The 20,675-nt window shown below is 62.6% G+C and carries 2 protein-coding genes (1 of these 2 only partly in view); both read right to left on the bottom strand.

Features of this window, described 5'->3' with window-relative positions; genetic code table 11:
* On the bottom strand, positions 1 to 11,181 hold the 5' portion of the coding sequence (locus tag LCH65_RS14395; RefSeq protein ID WP_226439569.1) for a non-ribosomal peptide synthetase. Its footprint begins 6,600 nt before the window's first position; 11,181 of the gene's 17,781 nt are visible here — the first part of the coding sequence; it begins with the start codon at positions 11,179 to 11,181; its stop codon lies beyond the left edge, outside the window.
* Positions 11,178 to 20,675, bottom strand: a complete 9,498-nt coding sequence (locus tag LCH65_RS14390; RefSeq protein ID WP_226439568.1) for a non-ribosomal peptide synthetase — start codon at positions 20,673 to 20,675, stop codon at positions 11,178 to 11,180. The genes LCH65_RS14395 and LCH65_RS14390 overlap by 4 nt, the downstream gene beginning before the upstream one ends.

The raw sequence follows: 20,675 nt of genomic DNA, 5'->3' as shown, positions 1-20,675 counted from the left end.
GGCGCGTGCTTCTATCAGGGCATGAATGGTCTGACCTTGCGGCAGATTCACCGCGCTGGCGTTGAGGCTTTCGAGCAGATACTCGCGTTCCTGCTGGCCCACCAGCGGGATATCAGCAAGCACCACCTGCTGGTTATTCACTAGCGTGCGCAGCAACTGTTCGAAATAACCGCAGTAACGCTGCACTGTTGCCTCGTCGAACAGCGCAGTGGCGTAGTCCAGCGTGCCGAACAAGGCATCACCCTGCTCGCCGAGGTTAAGCGACAGATCGAACTTGGAGACCTGACTCTGCTGCTCAACCGTTGCCAGCAACAGCCCGTCCATCTCCGGTAACGTCGTTTCCCCGGCCAGCCAGTTCAGCGTCGTCTGGAACAATGGACCGTGGGCCAGACTGCGTGTCGGGCGGACGATTTCCACGACCTGCTCAAACGGCAGGTCCTGATGGTCCTGAGCCTCCAGTACTCGCGTCCTGACCTGTGCCAGCAGCGCCTCACCGGTGGGTGCCGATGCCGTGTCGATGCGTATGGCCAGCGTATTGACGAACAGACCGATCAGCCCTTCCAGCTCGGCCCGACCACGGCCCGCGATCGGGCTGCCGATCACCACCTCGGCCTGACCGGAAAGACGCGACAGCAGTGCGCCCCACGCAGTCAGCAAGGTCATGTACAGCGTGACACCTTGCCGCTGTGCCAGCGCACGCAGACTTGCGGTCAGTTGCCCATCCAGCCGCACGTTGAGGCTGGCACCGGCGAAATCCTGCTGCGCCGGACGCGGCCGGTCTGCAGGCAGGGTCAGCAGTGTCGGTGCGCCTTCCAGCGCCTGCCGCCAATAGGCAGCCTGATGTTGCAGACGTTCGCCGCTCATCCAGCCCTGCTGCCAGACCGCATAGTCGGCGTACTGGATGCTCAGCGCTGGCAGTGGATCGGCCTCGCCGCGACGCAGCGCCGGGTACAACGCCAGTAATTCGCGGGTCAGAACTCCCATCGACCAACCATCGGAGACGATGTGGTGCACGGTCAGCAACAACACGTGCCGCTCGTCCTCCACCTGTAGCAGGCAGCCACGGATCAGCGGCCCACGCGTCAGATCGAACGCTGCGGTGGCCTCTGTTACGACGCGTTCGGTCAGGGTGTGCGGGTGTTGACGCAGGTCTTCGATAGGCAGGAACGACATGGCCGTCGCAGGTGTAAACACCACTTCGGCACCCTCCTCGCGGGCGATGAAGCGGCTGCGCAGGGTTTCGTGGCGCTCGACGATCCGCCCAAGCGCGGCCGTCAACGCTGCCACATCCAGCGATCCTTGCAGACTGAGGGCCAGCGGGATGTTGTAGGCCTGATTGCCGCCCTCCATTTGTGCCAGAAACCACAAACGCTGCTGAGCAAACGACAGCGGTAGCGACTGATCACGCGGCGCAGGCAGGATCAGTGACAGTTCGCTGCGTCCCGTACCAGCCAGCGCACTGGCCACGGCTGCCAGTTCGCCCAGCGCGAAGAGTTCGCCCAATGGCAATTCCATCCCCATCTGCTGACGCACCTGCGACACCATGCGCATGGCCAGCAGGGAGTGCCCGCCCAGATCGAAAAAGTGATCATGGCGACCGACCCGCTCGAGCTGCAGAACTTCAGCCCAGATCTGCGCCAGGGCGATTTCAATCTCTCCCTGCGGTGGCTCGTAGGCCAGCCCCAACAGCGACGAATGATCCGGTTTGGGCAGTGCACGGCTGTCCAGCTTGCCGTTGGCCGTCAGCGGCAGAGCGGTCAGCTCGACAAAGGCTCCAGGCACCATGTATTCCGGCAGGTTGGCCTGCAAGTGAGCCCGCATTTGCTCTGGTGCAGGCGCTTCGGTGTCCAGTCGGCTGGTGAAATAGGCAACCAGACGCACATTGCCCGGCTCATCCTCGCGCGCCAGAACCACAGCCTCCCTGATGCCCGGCAACTGGTGCAGGCAGTTGACGATCTCGCCCAGCTCGATACGGAAACCGCGGATTTTCACTTGATCGTCGTTGCGTCCCAGACATTCCAGCTGGCCGTCCTCCAGCCAGCGGCCCAGATCGCCGGTGCGGTACATCACCGCGCCGGGCTGATCGCTGAACGGGTCGGCGATAAACTTCTCTGCGGTCAGGTCCGGACGATTCAGATAGCCCAGCGCTACACCGTCACCACCAATATAAAGCTCGCCAATCGCGCCCAACGGCGTCAGGTGCTGATGAGCATCGAGTACGTAGACCGTCGTGTTACCGATAGGCCTGCCGATCGGTATTGATTCGGCATTATCGCCCAGCGTTCGTACATCGCTGGCGGTCGCGAAGGTAGTCGTTTCTGTGGGGCCATACACATTCAACAAGTGCAGGCCCGGAGCCTGGGCAAGCAGCGTGCGGAAGCTCGCCGTGTCGGCACGCTCACCGCCGGAAAGCAACAGCCGAAGGCCGCCGAGTGCCTCGGGGATCAGTTGCACGTACTGGTTGAACAGCGCGCTGGTCAAAAACAGCACGCTGACATTGCCCTGACGCAGGGCTGCACTGAAACGCGTCGGGTCGATCAGCGTGGTGTGTTCGATCACCAACAGTTGCCCGCCGTTGAGTAAGGCACCCCAGACTTCCATGGTGCTGGCATCGAATGCCGGGTTGGAGGCAAAGGCGATGCTGTCCTGCTCGTTGAAGTCGGCATAACCGTTGTTCAATACCAGCCTGGCAATGCCGCGATGGGCCACGCGGACGCCTTTCGGGGCGCCCGTCGAACCGGAGGTATACATGACGTAAGCCGCTGTGTCGGACGCCTGTGGCAGGCCCGGGTCATGCGCAGGCTGGTCATCAAGGTTCAACCGGTCCAGATCGATGCGCTGCACCGTCGAGCCCATCGAGGTGGCGCTCTGTGTCAGCACACATTTCGCCTGGCAATCATCGAGCATGTAATGCTGGCGCTCGGCAGGCGCGTTGACGTCCAGCGGCACGTAGGTCGCTGCGCACTTGCAGATCGCCAACTGGCTGATGAGCAGCTCCAGCGAGCGCGGCAGCAGGATTGCCACGTGTTCGTTCGGCCGCACACCTTGTCCCAGCAGGTAGTGAGCCAAGTGGTTGGCGCGTTCGTTCAACTCACCGTAAGTGAGTGAACGACGGCCATGTACGGCAGCCACTGCATGCGGGTGAAGCGCAGCGCGGCGTTCGAACAGAAGATGCATGGGCTGTTCGCGGGGGTAGTCACGCCGGGTATCGTTGAACGTTGCCGACAGACGCTCGCGTTCTGCCTCCGGCACCACTGACGATTCGATCAGGGCTGCTGCCGATTGCTGCTCCAGGGCCTGCACCAGGTGGACAAGGGCTTGTTGTACGTAGGCGCAAATCCGTTGCGGATCAATGCCCGGCGCAGCCTGGGCTGTCAGGCTGAAACCATCGCCGAAGTCATCGATACTCAAGGTCAGCGGGTAGTTGCTGCGCTCCTCTGCATGCACCACCTCAATCCCCTGCCATGCCGTGTTGTTCGCCTGGTCATCGACCTCAGGCACAGCACTGTGGCGGTAATTGAGCAGCGTATTGAACAGTGGCGCGCCAGCCGGCAAGGCACTGCAGCGCTGGGTCAGAGCCAACTGAGCGTGCTCATGGGCAAGCATCCCGACCAGACGACCATGAAGGTCGAGCACCGCACTGCGCGCGCAATGCCCGCCCAGATCCATGCGCAATGGCAAGGTATTGATGAACACACCCAGGGCGCGCTCACCGCCTTCACCGCCGCGTAACCGTCCAAGCAGCACGGTGCCGAATACCACGCTGTCACGCCCGGACAACTGGCCCAGTACCTTCGCCCAGGCAAGGTGCATCAACGTGGCAGCGCTGACCCCCAACTGCCTTGCCTGGTCGCGAACCTGACGGCACAGGCCGCCGTCCAGCGTGAGACGGGCTTCGCCAGGAATCTGCTCTGCGGATGCCGTTAACAGGCCGTAAGGCAAGGTCGGCTCATCGATATCGCCTAACTGCTCGCGGAAGAACGCTTCATGAGCGTCGTCGCCAGGCCCTTGCACAACGTGGGCGATGTAGTTCCGGTAAGGCACGGGCGCTGCGAGCTGAGCTTCGTTGTCCAGCAGTATGGCCTGCAACTCATGGCTCAATATATCGAGGCCGATATGGTCCATGATCACATGGTGGTAGCGCAGCACTGCTGCGATCCTTTTGTTGGCTGTATCATGGGCATAAACCAGCTGCAACAGCGGCGCCTGCGTCAGGTCCACGCGTGGTGCATTGAAAAGGTCCTGCAAGGCGGTCTCTTCAACCCGCAATGGCGCCTGACGCCAGACCACCTGCACCGGCGCTTGCAAACCCTCCCAGAACAACCCGGTGCGCAGGATATCGTTGCGCTCGATCACGCGCTGCAAGGCATGGCAAAAAGCGTCGAGACGCGAGGCGTCGGCAAAGGCGAACTGCGGCTGCAGCAGATAAGGATCGCGGTCCCCGGCTGTCAGGTGGTGATAAAGAATACCGGTCTGCAACGGGCCAAGCGGGTAGATATCTTGCACATTCGCAGCACCGCCCGGCACCCGCGCCACGATACGGTCGATAGCGGGCTGATCCAGCGCCACCAGCGGCAGCAGTTCAGGAGTGATGCGCTGACAGTGCGCATCGATCAGGTTGGCTGGCACATTGATTTCAGTGTCGCAACCTACGGCCGCAGCCAGCGCCGCCAGCGTAGGCTGGACAAACAGAACGCGAATGTCCGCACGCATGTCCAGACGACGCATGCGCGCAATCAGGGTCACGGCCAGCAACGAGTGGCCGCCCAGTTCAAAGAAATTATCCTGACGACCGACCTGCTCCACATGCAGCAGCTCGGCCCAGAGGCTCGCCAGGGCGGTTTCGATCGCCCCTTGCGGCGCTTCATAGGCGCGGCTGGCAATGCTGTCGCGATCCGGTGCCGGCAGGCTCTTGCGGTCCAGTTTGCCGTTCGCCGTCACCGGCAGGCTGGCCAGCCGTACATAGGCCGCAGGCACCATGTAATCGGGGAGCAGGCCCGACAGCCAGGCACGCAACTGTTCGATATCCAGCCCGGGTTTACCTTCACCCGAGGTGTAATAGCCAACCAGTCGTTTGTCACCCGGCACATCCTCGCGCGCCACCACCACAGCGTCGAGAACATCTGGATGATCGTTCAGGCGAGCGGCGATCTCACCCAGTTCGATACGGAAACCACGAATCTTGACCTGTTCGTCATTACGGCCCATGTATTCCAGGCTGCCATCGGCCAGCCAGCGGGCCAGGTCACCGGTACGGTACATACGCGCATCAGGGGCGTGGCTGAACGGGTTGTCGAGGAAACGTTCGGCCGTCAGTGCTTCACGGTTCAGGTAGCCGCGTGCCACACCGGCGCCGCCGACATACAGCTCGCCAACCACGCCCATCGGCACCGGCTCGCCGCGGGCATCGAGGACATACAGCTGCAAGTCGGGAATGCGCCTGCCAATCGGGCTGGCGCCAAGGCGCTGAGCGTCTTCGGGCTGCAACGGGTAATAGGTCACATGCACGGTGGTTTCAGTGATGCCGTACATGTTCACCAGTTGTGTGCCGGCATTCACGTTGCGGGCATACCACGGCTTGAGTATGACTGTGTCCAGCGCTTCACCGCCAAAGATCACCTTGCGCAACGCATGCGCCTGGCCGTTCTCGCCCTGTGCAGCAATCAGCTGACGGAACGCACTCGGCGTCTGGTTGAGCACCGTCACCCCGGCGCGGCACAGCAACGTATAGAAGTCTTCGGGCGAGCGGCTGACCAGTTGCGGCACGATCACCAAATGCCCGCCATGCAGCAACGCGCCCCAGATTTCCCAGACCGAAAAGTCGAAGGCGAACGAATGGAACAGCGCCCAGACATCCTGCTGGTTGAAACCGAACCAAGCTTCGGTGGCCGAGAACAGCCGCGCAACGTTGCGGTGTTCGATCATCACGCCTTTGGGCTTACCGGTAGAGCCGGAGGTGTAGATCACATAAGCCAGGTTGCCGGGCTTTACCAGCACCTGCGGATTGCAGACGGATTCGTCCTGCAAGTCGTCGTCGAGACTGATTACCGGCACTTCCGAGACCGGCAAGGTGCCCTGCACTGAACGCTGACTCAACAACGCCACCGGTGCGCTGTCCTCGAGGGTATAAGCCAGACGTTCAAGCGGATAAGCCGGGTCCAGTGGCACGTAGGCGGCACCGGCTTTGAGGATCCCCAGCAGGCCGGCGATCATCTGCAGGCCGCGAGGCGTGCAGATGGCGACTCGGTCGTCCGCACCAATGCCCATGCCAATCAGGCGATGCGCGATCCTGTTGGCCTGGGCGTTAAGTGTCGCGTAGCTCCAAGACTCCTCTTCATAGCTGACGGCAATCGCATCCGGCGTGCGCTGCGCTTGCGCTTCAAACTGACTGTGCAGCGTCTGCTCTTGCGGATAAACCGCATCGGGTGCATTGAAACCTTCGGTCAATTGCAGACGCTCGGCCTCCGACAGCAGCGGAATTCGGCTCACAACCGTCTGGCTGTCAGCCACCATGGCGCGCAGTATCGCCTCCAGATACCCCAGATAGCGTTCGATGGTGCCGTGGTCAAACAAAGCCGTGGCATATTCCACGATGCAGCGGAAATGGTCGGGGCCATCGCTGACGCTCAGCGCCAGGTCGAATTTCGCAAAAGCGGCCTGTTCATCCAGCGGTTCGAGCTGCATATCGCCCAGTTGCAATTCCAGCCCCTGGCTGCCGTCCCAGGTCAGCGATGCCTGGAATAACGGGCTGTGCGCGAGGCTGCGCGGCGGCCGCAGGCGCTCCACCACTTGTTCGAAAGGCAGGTCCTGATGGTCCTGCGCTTCCACCACGCGGGCCTTGATGCGCTCCAGCAGCGTCACCACATCCGGCTCGCCCGACGTGTCGACACGCACGGCCAGGGTGTTGACGAACAGACCGATCAAGCCTTCGATTTCAGCACGACGGCGGTTGGCAACCGGCATGCCGACGACGACCTCTTCCTGCCCGGACAGCCGCGCCAGCAATACGGCCCATGCGCCCATGAACAGCATGAACGGTGTCATCGACTGTGCCTGGCAGAAGGCTCTGAGGTCGTTGCTCAGACGCGGATCGAGATCCAGCGCGACGCTGGCCCCGGTGTAGTCCTGATGCGCAGGACGTGGACGGTCGGTGGGCAGGGTCAGCAATACCGGCGCCCCCGTCAGGGTCTGCTGCCAGTGATCGGCCTGATGACTCAACCGCTCGTCGTCCAGCCAGTTGCGTTGCCACACGGCGTAATCGCCATATTGCAGCGCCAGCGCGGGCAGTGGGTCGTCCTGCCCTTGACTGAACGCCTGGTAGAGCGCGGTCAGCTCGCGGGTCAGTACGCCCAGCGACCAGCCGTCAGCAACGATGTGATGCACGGTCAGCAACAAGACGTGACGGTCTTTAGCCAGACACAGCAAACGGCCACGGATCGGCAGGTCGTGTTGCAGGTCGAAGGGCTGCGCGGCCTCTTCCCTGATCACTGCCTGCAGCGCTTGCGGGTCCTGATCGCGTAAATCCTGCCAGCAGATGCGCGGCACTTCAGTCACCGGCGCTGCCTGTACCCAGGCATTGTCGTCTTCCTGGCTGAAGCGGCTGCGCAGGCTGTCGTGGCGGGCCACAATACGTTCCAGCGCACGCGTCAATGCTCGACTGTCCAGCGGACCGCTCAGTTTCAGGCCCAGCGAGATGTTGTAGGCGCTGTTGGCATCTTCCATTTGCGCCATGAACCAGATGCGCTGTTGAGCAGAAGACAAAGGTACAGGACCATTGCGTGGCTGCACTTCGATGACCGGCAACTGACTGCGCGCGGCAGCGGTCAGGCAGTGTGCGACCGCGATCAGCGAACTGTCGGCAAACAGGTCGCCAAGGGCCAGTTCCAGTGACAGGCGCTGACGTACCTGAGAAACCATGCGCATGGCCAGCAGCGAATGACCGCCCAGCTCGAAGAAACGGTCATGACGCCCTACTCGCTCGACCTGCAGCAATTCGCTCCAGATCAGGGCCAGTGCACCCTCCAGATCGCCTTGCGGGGCATGGTATTCGCCGGTCGACAGCGCGGCGCGGTCGGGTACCGGCAAGGCACGGCGGTCAACCTTGCCATTGGCCGTCAACGGCCAGCTGTCCAGGCGCACCAATGCGCCGGGCACCATATAACCCGGTAGACGGGCCAGCAGCGCGGTACGCAATTGCTCCACGCTGCTGGCGACAGCGCCTGCACGCTCGGTGAAATAGCCCACCAGCCGTGGTTGCCCCGGTTCGTCTTCACGAGCCAGTACCAGTGCTTCCTCGATACCCGGCAATTGGCTGAACTGGTTTTCGATTTCTCCCAGCTCGATGCGCACCCCGCGAATTTTCACCTGATCGTCATTACGACCCAGATATTCCAGGGTGCCATCAGCATTCCAGCGCGCCAGATCCCCGGTGCGGTACATGCGCGCCTGTGGTTGCCCGGCGAACGGGTCATGCATAAAGCGTTCTGCTGTCAGTTGCGGTTGATTCAGATACCCGCGGGCGACACTGTCGCCGCCGATATACAGCTCGCCCGGTACCCCGAGCGGGACCAACTGTTGGCGTTCATCAAGCAGGTAAATCGAGGTGTTGGCGACCGGTTTGCCGATGTCCAGGCTGCCGTCGGGTAGTAAGCGACCGGAGGTGGCGACCACCGTGGTTTCGGTGGGGCCATAATTGTTGATCACCGCAAAACCGGGATCGCGATGGAACTGGCGTAGCCGGTCACCGCCGATCAGCAGCGTGCGCAGGGTTGGATGACGCAGATTGCGACTGAAAGCGTATTCGGCCACCGGAGTGGGCAGAAAAGCGACCTGCAGTGGCTGGGCGATCCACCAGTCAAGCAGCGCATCGAGCTGCTCATTGCCAATTTCGGCCGGTGGCAGGTGCAGCGTCGCCCCGGCGCACAAGGCCGGCCAGATTTCCCAGGCCATGGCGTCGAAACCGAAGCCCGCCACACTGGCGGTATGACTGCCCGCGTGCAGATCGAAGGCCTCACGGTGCCAGTCGATCAGATTGTTCAGCGAGCGGTGTTCGACCATCACGCCCTTGGGTTGGCCGGTCGAGCCCGAGGTGTAGATCACGTAGGCGAGATGGGTCGCATCGAGCGTGGCGATATGAGGATTGTCTTGCTGCTCCGGCCAGTTTGCCAGGTCCAGCTCGATCAGCGGGGTGTTCAATCCCGCCAGGCCCAACCCTTGCAGGCGTTCGACAAACGCCGGTTGAGCCAATACCGCAACCGGCGCGCTGTCGCCGAGCAGATAGGCAATGCGCTCATCCGGGTGCGCCGGATAGACCGGCACATAGCCCGCACCGGCCTTGAGCACTGCCAGCAAGCCGACCAGCGTCTCCAGGCTGCGCCGCGCTACCACCGCCACACGGTCATCGGGTTGTACGCCAAGACTGAGCAAATGATCGGCGAGCGCATTGGCCCGCGCGTTCAGCTCGCGGTAGCTCAGGTGTTGTGCACCTACCTGTGCGGCAATGGCGTCAGGCTGCTGCTCTGCCAGCTGTTCGATACGCTGATGAATCGTCAGCCTGCGTTCGTAGTCGGCACGTCGGTCATTGAAGTCCAGCAACAACCGCGCACGCTCGCTGGCAGGCACGATATCAAGCTGTTCGACCGGCATCTGCGGCGTCTGCTCCAGCGCATCGACCACGCTTTCCATGGTCCATTGCATATAGGCGCAAATGCTTTGCGGGTCGATGCCTGCGGTGGCTTGTGCCGTCAAGCCAAAGGCTTCACCCAGATCATCGACGCTCAGTACCAGCGGATAATTGCTGCGCTCCTGAGCCTGTAGCACTTCAATGCCTTGCCATGTTTCACCGGACGCCTGCGCCGGCGCACTGTGGCGGTAGTTGAGCAACGCGTTGAACAACGGCGTCGGCGCCTTTACCCCACTGCAGCGCTGCGCCAGTGCCAGCGGTGCGTGTTCGTGGCGCATCAGCGCGGTCAGGCGCTGATGGGTGGCGCGCACTGCGGCTTGCACGCCCTGCTCAGCCAGATCGAGGCGCAGCGGCAATGTGTTGATGAAGATGCCCAGCGCCCGCTCTGTGGCTTCGGCACCCAGCAGGCGTCCCATCAGCACGGTGCCGAATACCACCCGCGACTGTCCGGCGAGGCCCGCCAGCACCCGTGCCCAGCCCAGATGGAACAGGCTGGCGACACTGATGCCCAGGGTTCGCGACTGAGCGCGCAGGCGCTGACACAACTGCTGATCGAGCGTGACGCTGTGCTCTTCGATGGCATCTCCCTCACCGCTCAAATCCTGCAGGCCGTAGGCCAGTGTCGGTTCGTCGAGGTCACCCAGCATTTCGCGAAAAAACGCTTCATGCTGAGCTTCGCTGACGCCCAGCAGCGCCTGTCCGACATAGTTGCGAAACGGTACTGGTACGCCCAGCATTTCGGCTTGCCCTGACAGGCAGGCCTGTATTTCATGGCGCACCACCTCAAGGGCACTGTGGTCCATGGCAATGTGGTGGAACAGCAGCGTAGCTTCGACCCGTTGCCCTGCCGCAGGGGCATGGCAGACCAGGCGCATCAGCGGCGCCTGGCCCAGGTCCATCGTCAGGTCTGCCGCGAGCGGCGAGCGGTCGACCTTCAGTTCAGCGTGGCGCCAGACCACCTGCACCGGGGTTTCCAGCCCCTTCCAGTGCACCGACGTACGCAGAATGTCATGCCGGGTAATGACGGTTTGCAACGCCTCGGCGAACGCGTTCAGACGTGCCTGATCGGAAAAGGCGAATTGCACCTGCATGACATAGGGATCGCCCTGGGTGGCGGTGACGTGGTGGTAAAGAATGCCCTGCTGCAGCGGCGCCAGCGGGTAGATGTCCTGGACATTCGCGGCACCTCCCGGTATCGCGTCCATCAACAGGTCGATAGCCGCCTGATCAAGGTCCACCAGCGTCACCATTGCGGGGGTGATTAGCTCGCAACCCTGTTCGATGCCGTTGGCTGGCAATGCCGGTGCGCCGCGCTTGCCGTTCTGATAATCGCCCTGTTCGATGAGCTCGATCAGCGCCGGCTTATGCTCACGCAGATGTTCAAGTAGCCCGTTCTCGGTCAAGGCACGGCGATTGCCCTGTACCACCAATTGACCGTCCTTGACCGTCAGGTGGATTTCGTGAGCTTTGAGTGTCGCCAAGAGTTCGTTGATGCTCACAGGGTAATCTCCATGTTCTCTGTGATGGCTGCGTAGCCCGCCAGCGTAGGTTGTTCGAAAAGCGCCCGTACATCGGCCTCGATGCCTTCCTGGCGCAGGCGCGCAGTCAGACTCACCGCCAGCAGCGAATGACCGCCCAGCTCGAAAAAGTTGTCATGACGGCCGACCTGCCCAACCCCGAGCAGTTCGCTCCAGAGCCTGGCCAGCAAGGCTTCGGTTTCGCCTTGCGGTGCTTCATAAGGGCGGGTCAGGAGCGCATCCTGCCCGGGCGCAGGCAGCGCCTTGCGATCCAGCTTGCCGTTGGGGCTCAGGGGCATGGCATCCAGATGCACGAACAGTGCTGGCACCATGTAATCCGGCAACTGCGCGCGCAGCACCTCACGCAAGGTCTCGACCGGCAGCTGTGTGCCGGTGTAATAGGCCACCAGCCGCTGCCCGCCCGGTTGCTCGTCGCGCACCAGAACGATTGCCTGTTCGATACGCGGATGGTTGATCAGGCAGGCCTGAATGTCGCCCGGTTCGATACGCAATCCGTGGATCTTCACCTGATCGTCGTTGCGGCCAAGGAACTCGAGGTTACCGTCTGCCCGCTGGCGTACCAGATCGCCACTGCGGTACAGGCGATCACCCGTCACGAAGGGGCTGTCGATAAAACGCTCGGCGTCGGTCTTTGGCAGGTTCAGGTAGCCACGCGTCACCCCGGCACCGCCGATATGCAGCTGGCCGATAACCCCCTGCGGTACGGGCTGGTCATGGGCATCGAGCACGTAAAGCCGCGTGTTGCTGATCGGACGCCCGATAGGCAAGGCGCTGTCCGGCACAGCTTCGTTGGGTCGCAGCGTCCAGACACTGCAATCGACGGTGGTTTCGGTCGGGCCGTACACGTTGTGCAGGCGTACCTCTGGCAAACGTTTGCGTAGCTGCGCGGCCATCTCCACGGTCAGCTCACCGCCCCCGCAGACCACGTCGGTCAGGCTGCTGCACGCGCTGCTCTGCGGCAGATCGAGGAACTGCTGTAACAGCGCAGGAACGAACTGCACCACGCTGACCTGGCGTTCCTGAATCACTTGCGCCAGGTAGGCAGGATCGCGCTGGCCGTCAGGACGCGCGAGCACCAGCGCAATACCGCTGCTCAGTGGCCAGAAGATCTCCCAGACCGAGGCGTCGAAGCTGATCGGGGTCTTTTGCAGCAAGACGGTGTCCGAGCTGGGTGGGCACAACACCGAGCTCCACTGCACCAGGTTGCTGACGTTGCGGTGCTCGACCATCACCCCTTTCGGCGTGCCGGTGGAGCCCGAGGTGTAGATCACATACGCCAGATGCTCCGCGGTCAGGCCGGTAACGCGCGGATTCTGATTACGCTGTGCGTCCCAGGTCACGCTGTCCAGATCGATCCGCAGGGCGTGCTCGTCGTCGAGCAGATCGCGGGTGCCGGCCTGTACCAGCAAGGCGACCGGCGTGCTGTCCTTGACCATGTACTGCAAACGCTCGCGCGGGTAGCTGGGGTCCAGTGGTACGTAAGCGCCACCGGCCTTGAGGATCGCCAGCAGACCGATCACCATCGACAGGCCGCGCTCGACGCAGATCGCGACCCGTTGATCGGGCCGCACGCCCAGATCGATCAGGTGATGAGCCAGGCTGTTGGCCTGTTCATTGAGCTGGCGATAGCTCAATTGTGCACGTCCGGCGCGCAGGGCTATCGCCTGCGGCGTACGCACCGCCTGGGCTTCGAACAGCCCGTGCAGGGTTTGCTGAAGATCGTGGTGGATCGCCGTGGCGTTGAAGTCGACCAGCGAACGCTGCCGCTCTTCAGCGCCGAGTACCGACAGGTGCTGCACCGGCAGATCCGGCTGGCCTTCAAGGGCGTCAAGCATGGTCACCAGCGTCTGCTGCACATAAGCACAGATACGTTGCGCCCCTACCCGGGGTGGCACGGTAACGCTCAGACGCAGGCTGTCGCCCAGATCGTCGACGTTGAGGCTCAACGGGTAGTTGGTGTGCTTCTCGCTGGTCAGAATCTCCAGGCCTTGCCATGCATCGAGCTGCGCATCCTGGCGCGCCTGGCCAGCTGCGTGTCGATAGTTGAGGATCGCACTGAACAACGGTAATGGCGCTGCCACCCCGCTCCAGCGCTGTGCCTGAGCCAGGGATGCGTGCTCATGGCCAAGCAGTGCCGCCAGTCGGGCATGTGTGGCACGTGCGCCGTCGCGCACACTGAGGTTGCCCAGATCGACCCGCAACGGCAGCGTATTGATGAACATGCCCATACCACGGTCGGCACCCGCACCGCCCTGCAAACGACCCAGCAGCACAGTGCCGAATACCACGCGGTCATTGCCGGTGGCCGCGCCCAGAACCCGCGCCCAGGCCAGATGCAACAGGCTGGCGACGCTGACACCCAGTTGCCGTGCCTGACTGCGAAGGCGCTGTAGCAACGCATCGGGCAGCACCTGCTGGGCTTCCTCGATGCAACAGCCGTCACCCTGCACATCGCGCAGATCGAATGGCAACGTCGGCTCGTCTATATCGCCCAGTTGTTCGCGGAAATACGCCTCATGCTCCGCCTCGCTGACACCCAGGCGTGCCTGAGCCACATAGTTGCGATACGGCACAGCGGGCTGAGTCGGGCCCGGCTCGCCGCGCAGATGGGCGAGCATTTCTTCGCGCATGACTTCGAGTGCAGTGGCGTCCACCACAATGTGATGGAAGCGCAGCGTTGCCGACAGGCCTGGGCCTTCCGCGTCCGGGCAGTAGGCCAGGCGGATCAGCGGCGCACAGCTCAAGTCCATACGCGCCGCGCCCGCCGGGGTGTCGATTTGCGCCATTGTCACACGCTCGACAAGCAGATCCGCCTGGCGCCAGACCACCTGTTGCGGCGTTTCCAGGCCTTCCCAGACGATCGCCGTGCGCAGACTGTCGTGCCGCGCGATGACCTTGCACAAGGCGGCGACCACTGCCTCCAGACGCTCCGGGCTGTCGACGTTCATGCGCAATTGCAGCAAGTACGGGTCGCCCTGCTCGGCAGTCAGGTGGTGATAGAGGATGCCTTCCTGCAGGGGAGCCAGAGGGTAGATTTCCTGAACATTGGCCGCACCGCCTGGCACCGTGGCGACAATGCGCTCGATGGTCGTCTGGTCGAGCTGTGACAGGCTCAGCAGCTCTGGCGTGATGTGGGTGCAACCGGCCGGAACGCGATTGAGCGGCGTCGGGACTTCACGCCCTTTACCCACGGATGCGGCCAGCGCGGCGACGGTCGGCTGGCCGAGCAGGACACGTACATCGACGCTGAGTCCGGCGTTGCGCAGGCGCTCGACCAGACTGACCGCTAGCAGCGAGTGGCCGCCCAGTTCAAAGAAGTTGTCATGCCTGCCGACTTTTTCCAGGCCAAGCACGTGCGCCCAGAGATCAGCCATAAGGGTCTCCGTTGCACCCACGGGTGCCTCGTAGGCCTGACTGGTCAGCGCTTCCAGCTCTGGGTCCGGCAAGGCACGGCGGTCAAGCTTGCCATGGCTGGTCAGCGGCAGCGCGTCCAGGCGTGTGAAGGCCAGCGGCACCATGTGCGCGGGAAGACGTGCACGCAACGCTTCGCGCAGCGCTTCGGGTTCGACAGGAGCGTTTTCGGTGAACCAGGCCAGCAAACGTTCACCGCGCACCAGCACCACAGCGTCCTGCACCTCGGCCTGACTGGCCAGCGCCGACTCGATTTCGCCCAGCTCGATGCGCATGCCGCGAATTTTCACCTGGTCGTCGTTACGCCCCAGGTAGTCGAGGCTGCCATCGGCATTCCAGCGTACCAGATCGCCGCTGCGATACAGGCGCGCCTGCGTTGCGGCACTGAACGGGTCGGCAATAAAACGCTCTTCGGTCATTTGCGGACGATTCAGATAGCCACGGGCAACCCCCGCGCCACCGATATACAGCTCGCCGACGACACCCACCGGCACCGGCTGCAACTGCTCGTCCAGCACATACACGCGAGTGTTGGTGATCGGACCACCGATATGCAACGGGCCGCCCGGCTGCATGGCACCAGAGGTCGCCACCACAGTGGCTTCAGTCGGGCCGTAATTGTTGATCACAGTGAAGCCAGGGTCGCTGTCGAACTGGCGAAGACGGTCGCCGCCGATCAGCAACGTGCGCAGCGTCGGGTGCTGGCGCGGGCGTCTGAAGGCCTGCTCGGCCACCGGGGTGGGCAGGAAACCGACCTGAAGTGGCTGTTCCAGCCACCAGTCGAGCAGTTCATCGACGTGCTCGTTGCCGACTTCGGCCGGTGGCAGATGCAGCACTGCACCGGCACACAGCGCCGGCCACACTTCCCAGGCCATGGCGTCGAAGCCGAAACCAGCCACGCTCGCCGTATGACTGCCAGCCTGCAGAGCGAACGCCTGACAGTGCCAGTGCACCAGGTTGACCAGCGTGCAGTGCTCGACCATGACGCCCTTGGGCTGACCGGTGGAGCCGGAGGTGTAGATGACGTACGCCAGTTTTTGCGCATCAAGGTCCGCAACGCAGGGGTTATTGCCGGAAGAACCAGGCCAGTCAGCCTGCTCGATGTTCACCCGGGCAGTATCGCCGGCCAGATCATGAGTCAAGTTTTCAGTCAGAACCACGCGGGGCGCGCTGTCCTGCAGCAGGTAGGCAATACGCTCAGCCGGATAGACCGGGTCGACCGGCACGTAGGCCGCACCGGCCTTGAGCACCGCCAACATGGCAACCAGGCGTTCGGGACCACGGTGCAGGCACAGGGCAACGCGTTCATCGGTTTTGACGCCCAGACCCATCAGATGGTGGGCCAGGCGATTGGCGCGCTGGTTGAGCTGAGCGTAGGTCAGGACATGGCCGCCCTGAATCACCGCTGGGCTGTCTGGCTGGCTGGCAGCCTGCGCTTCGATCAACGCATTCACGGTGCAGTCCCGCGGGAACGGCTGCTCGCTGCCATTGAAATCGAGCAACAAATGATTGCGCTCTGCCGCGTCGAGAATCGCTACGTTCTCGAGCCGCAGCGGCAGCGCCTGTTCTAGAGTGTCCAGCAGATGCTCCAGCGTGTTGAGCACCCAGCCAGCGATACGCTCGGCTCCCATACCCTGCTGCGCCAGCATATGCAGGTCGAAACCTTCGCCCAGATCGTCCACGCAGAGGGTCAGCGGGTAGTTGCTGCGTACATCGCCACCGAGGACCCGCACGCCTTGCCAGAGCCCTTCGCCGTCCTGCGGTTTTACCTCCCCGCTGTGGCGATAATTGAGCAAGGCACTGAACAGCGGGGAACCTGATGCCACCGCACTGCAGCCCTGGGCGAGTACCAGTGAAGCCTGCTCGTGAGCGATCAGCGCAGACAGCTTCGTGTGAACCGCTTTGACGGCTGAACGAGTGTCCTGCGCCGTATCCACGCGCAGCGGCAAGGTATTGATAAACACACCGAGTGCCCGATCAGCGCCCTCACCGCCCATGCGTCCCAGCAACACAGTGCCGAACACCACGTCGCGACGATTGGCGAGCACGCCCAGAACCCGCGCCCATACGACGTGCATCAGACTTGCAGCGCTCACCCCGAGCTGGCGTGCCTGTTCGCGCAGCCGCAGCGCCAGCTCAGGGTCGAGGGCCCGTCGCTCCTCCTCGATGCCACTGCCATCGGCGTGTACGTCCTGTATGCCAAAAGGCAGGGTTGGCTCATCGACATCACCGAGCATTTCAGTGAAAAACGCTGTGTGGCTTGCCTCATCATTGGCCAGGCGTACTTGCGCGACGTAGTTGCGATACGGCACTGGCGTTTTCAAGTCATAGCGGTGGCCGAACAGCAACGCTTGCATCTCGCGGCTGACGATCTCCATCGCCGTGTTATCCAGCACCAGGTGGTGGAAGAGCAGAATGGCGACGGTTTCGCCGCTCGACGATTGCTGGGCATGCACCAGACGCATCAAGGGGGCCTGGGCCAGATCCAGTCGATGATGACGAGCGTCGAACTGGCGTTGCAGACGGTCGATGACAGCCGTTTCGGGGTCTTCGGCCTCGAACTCGATGGCTTGTACTGTAAGCTCGGCATTGCGCCAGACCACCTGTTGCGGGCTTTCCAGGCCTTGCCATACCACTGAGGTGCGCAGGATATCGTGGCGGTCGATAACCTCCTGCAAGGCCGCGGCCCAACTGTACAGGCGCTCCGGCGTGTCGAACGCCAGGCGCCATTGCAGCAGATAGGTATCGCCGTGCTCTGCGATCAGGTGGTGATAGAGAATGCCTTCCTGCAGCGGTGCCAGCGGGTAGATATCCTGCACATTGGCAGCACCGCCCGGTACGCTGGCGACGATGCGGTCAATGGCTGACTGTTCGAGCGCCACCAGACTCAACATGCCCGGAGTGATCTGCTTGCAGCCTGCCGGAATAAGGTTTGCCGGCACTTTGAAGGTGCTGACGTCCGTCTGAGATGCCGCCAGAGCGGCCAGTGTCGGCTGGCTGAGCAGCACATGCACATCCGCCTTGAGTCCAGCCTTGCGCAGTTGCTCTACCAGACTGACGGCCAGCAGTGAATGGCCGCCCAGTTCGAAAAAGTTGTCGTGCCGCCCTACGCGCTCGATGCCCAGCACTTGTGCCCAGATGGCCGCCATGGCAATTTCCACTTCGCCCTGTGGTGCTTCATAAGCGTTGCCGAGCAGGTACGCCGGGGCGGGATCGGGCAGCGCACGACGGTCAAGTTTGCCGTTGGCCGTCAATGGCAGCGACGCCAGCCGGGTGAAGGCGCGCGGCACCATGTAGCCCGGCAGACGTGCGCGCATTGCCGCTGACAGCGTGTCGGTGTCGACCGTGGCGGTTTCGGTGAACCAGGCAAGCAGATGGAGATCGCGAACCAGCACGACTGCGTCTTTCACACCGTCCAGACTGGCCAGCACCGACTCGATTTCGCCCAGCTCGATGCGCATGCCTCGAATCTTCACCTGGTCGTCGTTACGGCCCAGGTAATCCAGAGTCCCGTCGCCGTTCCAGCGTACAAGATCGCCACTACGGTACATGCGTGCCTGCGCGACATCGCTGAAAGGGTCGGCAACAAAGCGCTCGTCGGTGAGTTGCGGCTGGTTCAGATAGCCCCGCGCAACACCCTCACCGCCAATGTAAAGCTCACCGGGTACTCCGACGGGCATCGCTTGCAAGTGCTTGTCGAGTACGTAAACACGGGTGTTGGCGATGGGGCCGCCAATGTGCAGCGCGCCATTGGCCTGCACCTGACCGGAGGTGGCGACAACGGTGGTTTCGGTCGGACCATAGTTGTTGACCACGGCATAACGGCGGTTGTGAGTGAACTGGCGCAGACGATCGCCGCCGATCAGCAGCGTACGCAAGGTCGGATGGTCGTGATTCTGGCTGAAGGCGTACTCGGCCACCGGGGTGGGAAGAAAGCTCACGTCCAGCGGTTGCGCGCGCCACCAGTCGAGCATGGCTTCAATGTCCTCACCACCGTCCTGGACCGGCGCCAGATGCAGGGTTGCACCAGCACACAGGGTCGGCCAGACCTCCCAGGCCATCGCGTCAAAACCGAAGCCGGCCAGGCAAGAAGTATGACTGCCCGCCTTCACATCGAAAGCCTGACAGTGCCAGTCAACCAGATTGGCCAGGGTTCGATGCTCTACCATCACGCCTTTGGGCTGGCCTGTGGAGCCGGATGTGTAAATGACGTAGACCAGATTGTCGCTGCCCAGCCCCGCTACCTGCGGATTATTCTCGGCGCCCTGGCCGCCGGTGCAATGGTCCAGCTCGATCAGCGGCATTGCCAGCGGCGGCAGACGCTCGATCAGCGAAGACAGGGTCAGCACCACCACCGGCGCGCTGTCACTGAGCAGATAATGCAGGCGTTCACGCGGGTGCGACGGGTCGATGGGCACATAAGCCGCCCCCGCCTTGAGGATGGCCAACAGCCCTACCAGGGTTTCCAGGCCACGGCGCGAAACGATTGCCACGCGATCGTCAGGGCGTACGCCCTGGTAGATCAGACGCTGAGCCAGGGCATTGGCCTGCCGGTTGAGTTGCGCGTAGGTCAGGTGTTGCCCCTGGAATATCGCCGCCACGGCATAGGGGCGAGTACGGGCCTGCTGTTCGATGCGTCGATGAATCAGTTGCTCGTCGCCCACAGCCGTTTCAGTCTGATTCCAGGTCTGCAGTTGCAATTGCTCGGCACGTGCAGACAGGTGGAAGTCCTGAATCTTCAAAGCCGGGTTTTCCAGCCCCTGTTCCAGAACGTGCAGCAAACGTCCGGCAATCGACGAGGCCTCGTCGTCATCGATCCAGGCACGGTGGTGAACCAGGTGCAGCGAGGCATCGTCGTTGCAACTGTTGCTGCGCAAGTGGATGGCCAGCGGCGTCGCCTCGTAACCATTGGACACTTTTACCGTCCGCGCCTGCGCATCGGTGTAGCAATAACCGTGGTCCTCCAGCTCGTAGGACACCGAAACTTCGAACAGTTGCGCCCGTCCCTCACGCGACAATTCGAGGCTGCGATTGAGCTCGCTCAAGGGGAAGCGCTGATGACGGAAGTCACGTTTCAGTGCGTCACGCACCTCGACCACCAAGGCAGCGAAGTCCAGCCCGTCGTCGAAAGCCATGCGCACGGCACTGACCTGAGCGAAGTGACCCAGCGTCGCCTTGAAGCGCGCGCCGCTGCGGTTGAGCAGCGGCAGCCCGACAATCCACTCGTCGCGTTGCGCAGTGCGCGTGAAATAGACATGCAGAACCGCCAGCAGTACATGAAACGCAGAGGCGTTGTGGTGCTCGGCAAATTGTTTCATGCGCGCATGTAAGGTGCCGGGAAGCGGCTGCACCCAGGCATGGGACGGCGCCGGGTCAGTCGCCCGGCGGTTGTGATAGCGCGACACCAGCAACGGCTCCGGCAAATCGCGGTATTTCTCCAGCCAATAGGCCCTGTCCAGCGAATAGCGTTCTGACGCCTGATACCGGGCATCGTCTGCAATGAAGTCGCTGTACCCCGGTGCAACCAGTTCGAGGTCTTTACCTGCCATCAATGCGCTGTAAAGCTCACCCAGGGACTTGAACAACTGTGCGAAACCCCAGCCATCGAGAATCAGGTGGTGGGCCTGGCCTGCCAGCCAGTGGCGATCATCCGCCAGACGGATGAGGCAAAAGTCGAGTAGCGGGCTGCCGTCGAGCACGTACGGGCGGCGCATGTTGTCGTTGATCAGTGCTCGCGCTGCCTGCTCCGGCTCGGGGTGGCTGCCGAGGTCGTAAAATGGCAGTGACACCGGCATGGAGGCCGCATAAGTCTGAAGCGGCACGCCATCCGCTCCGGCACCCGGCATCAGCACCGTGCGCAGCGCCTCATGTGCACCAACCAGTTGCTCCAGCGCCTTGTGCAGGGTTGCCGGGTCAACTGCTCCGGACAGTTGCAGATAGCCGCCAATGTTATAAAGCGGAGAGTCACCGCGGCTGATCTGATCAAGCCAGACGTCGCGCTGAGCAGCGGTCAATGGGAATGTTGCGGCGCTGGAGGCGAGCAT

It is taken from the genome of Pseudomonas sp. MWU16-30316 (assembly GCF_020515645.1).
GTDB classification, from domain to species: domain Bacteria; phylum Pseudomonadota; class Gammaproteobacteria; order Pseudomonadales; family Pseudomonadaceae; genus Aquipseudomonas; species Aquipseudomonas cerasi.
The sequence above is the reverse complement of the archived record's forward strand: the minus strand, read 5'-3'. Positions and strand labels throughout refer to the sequence as shown.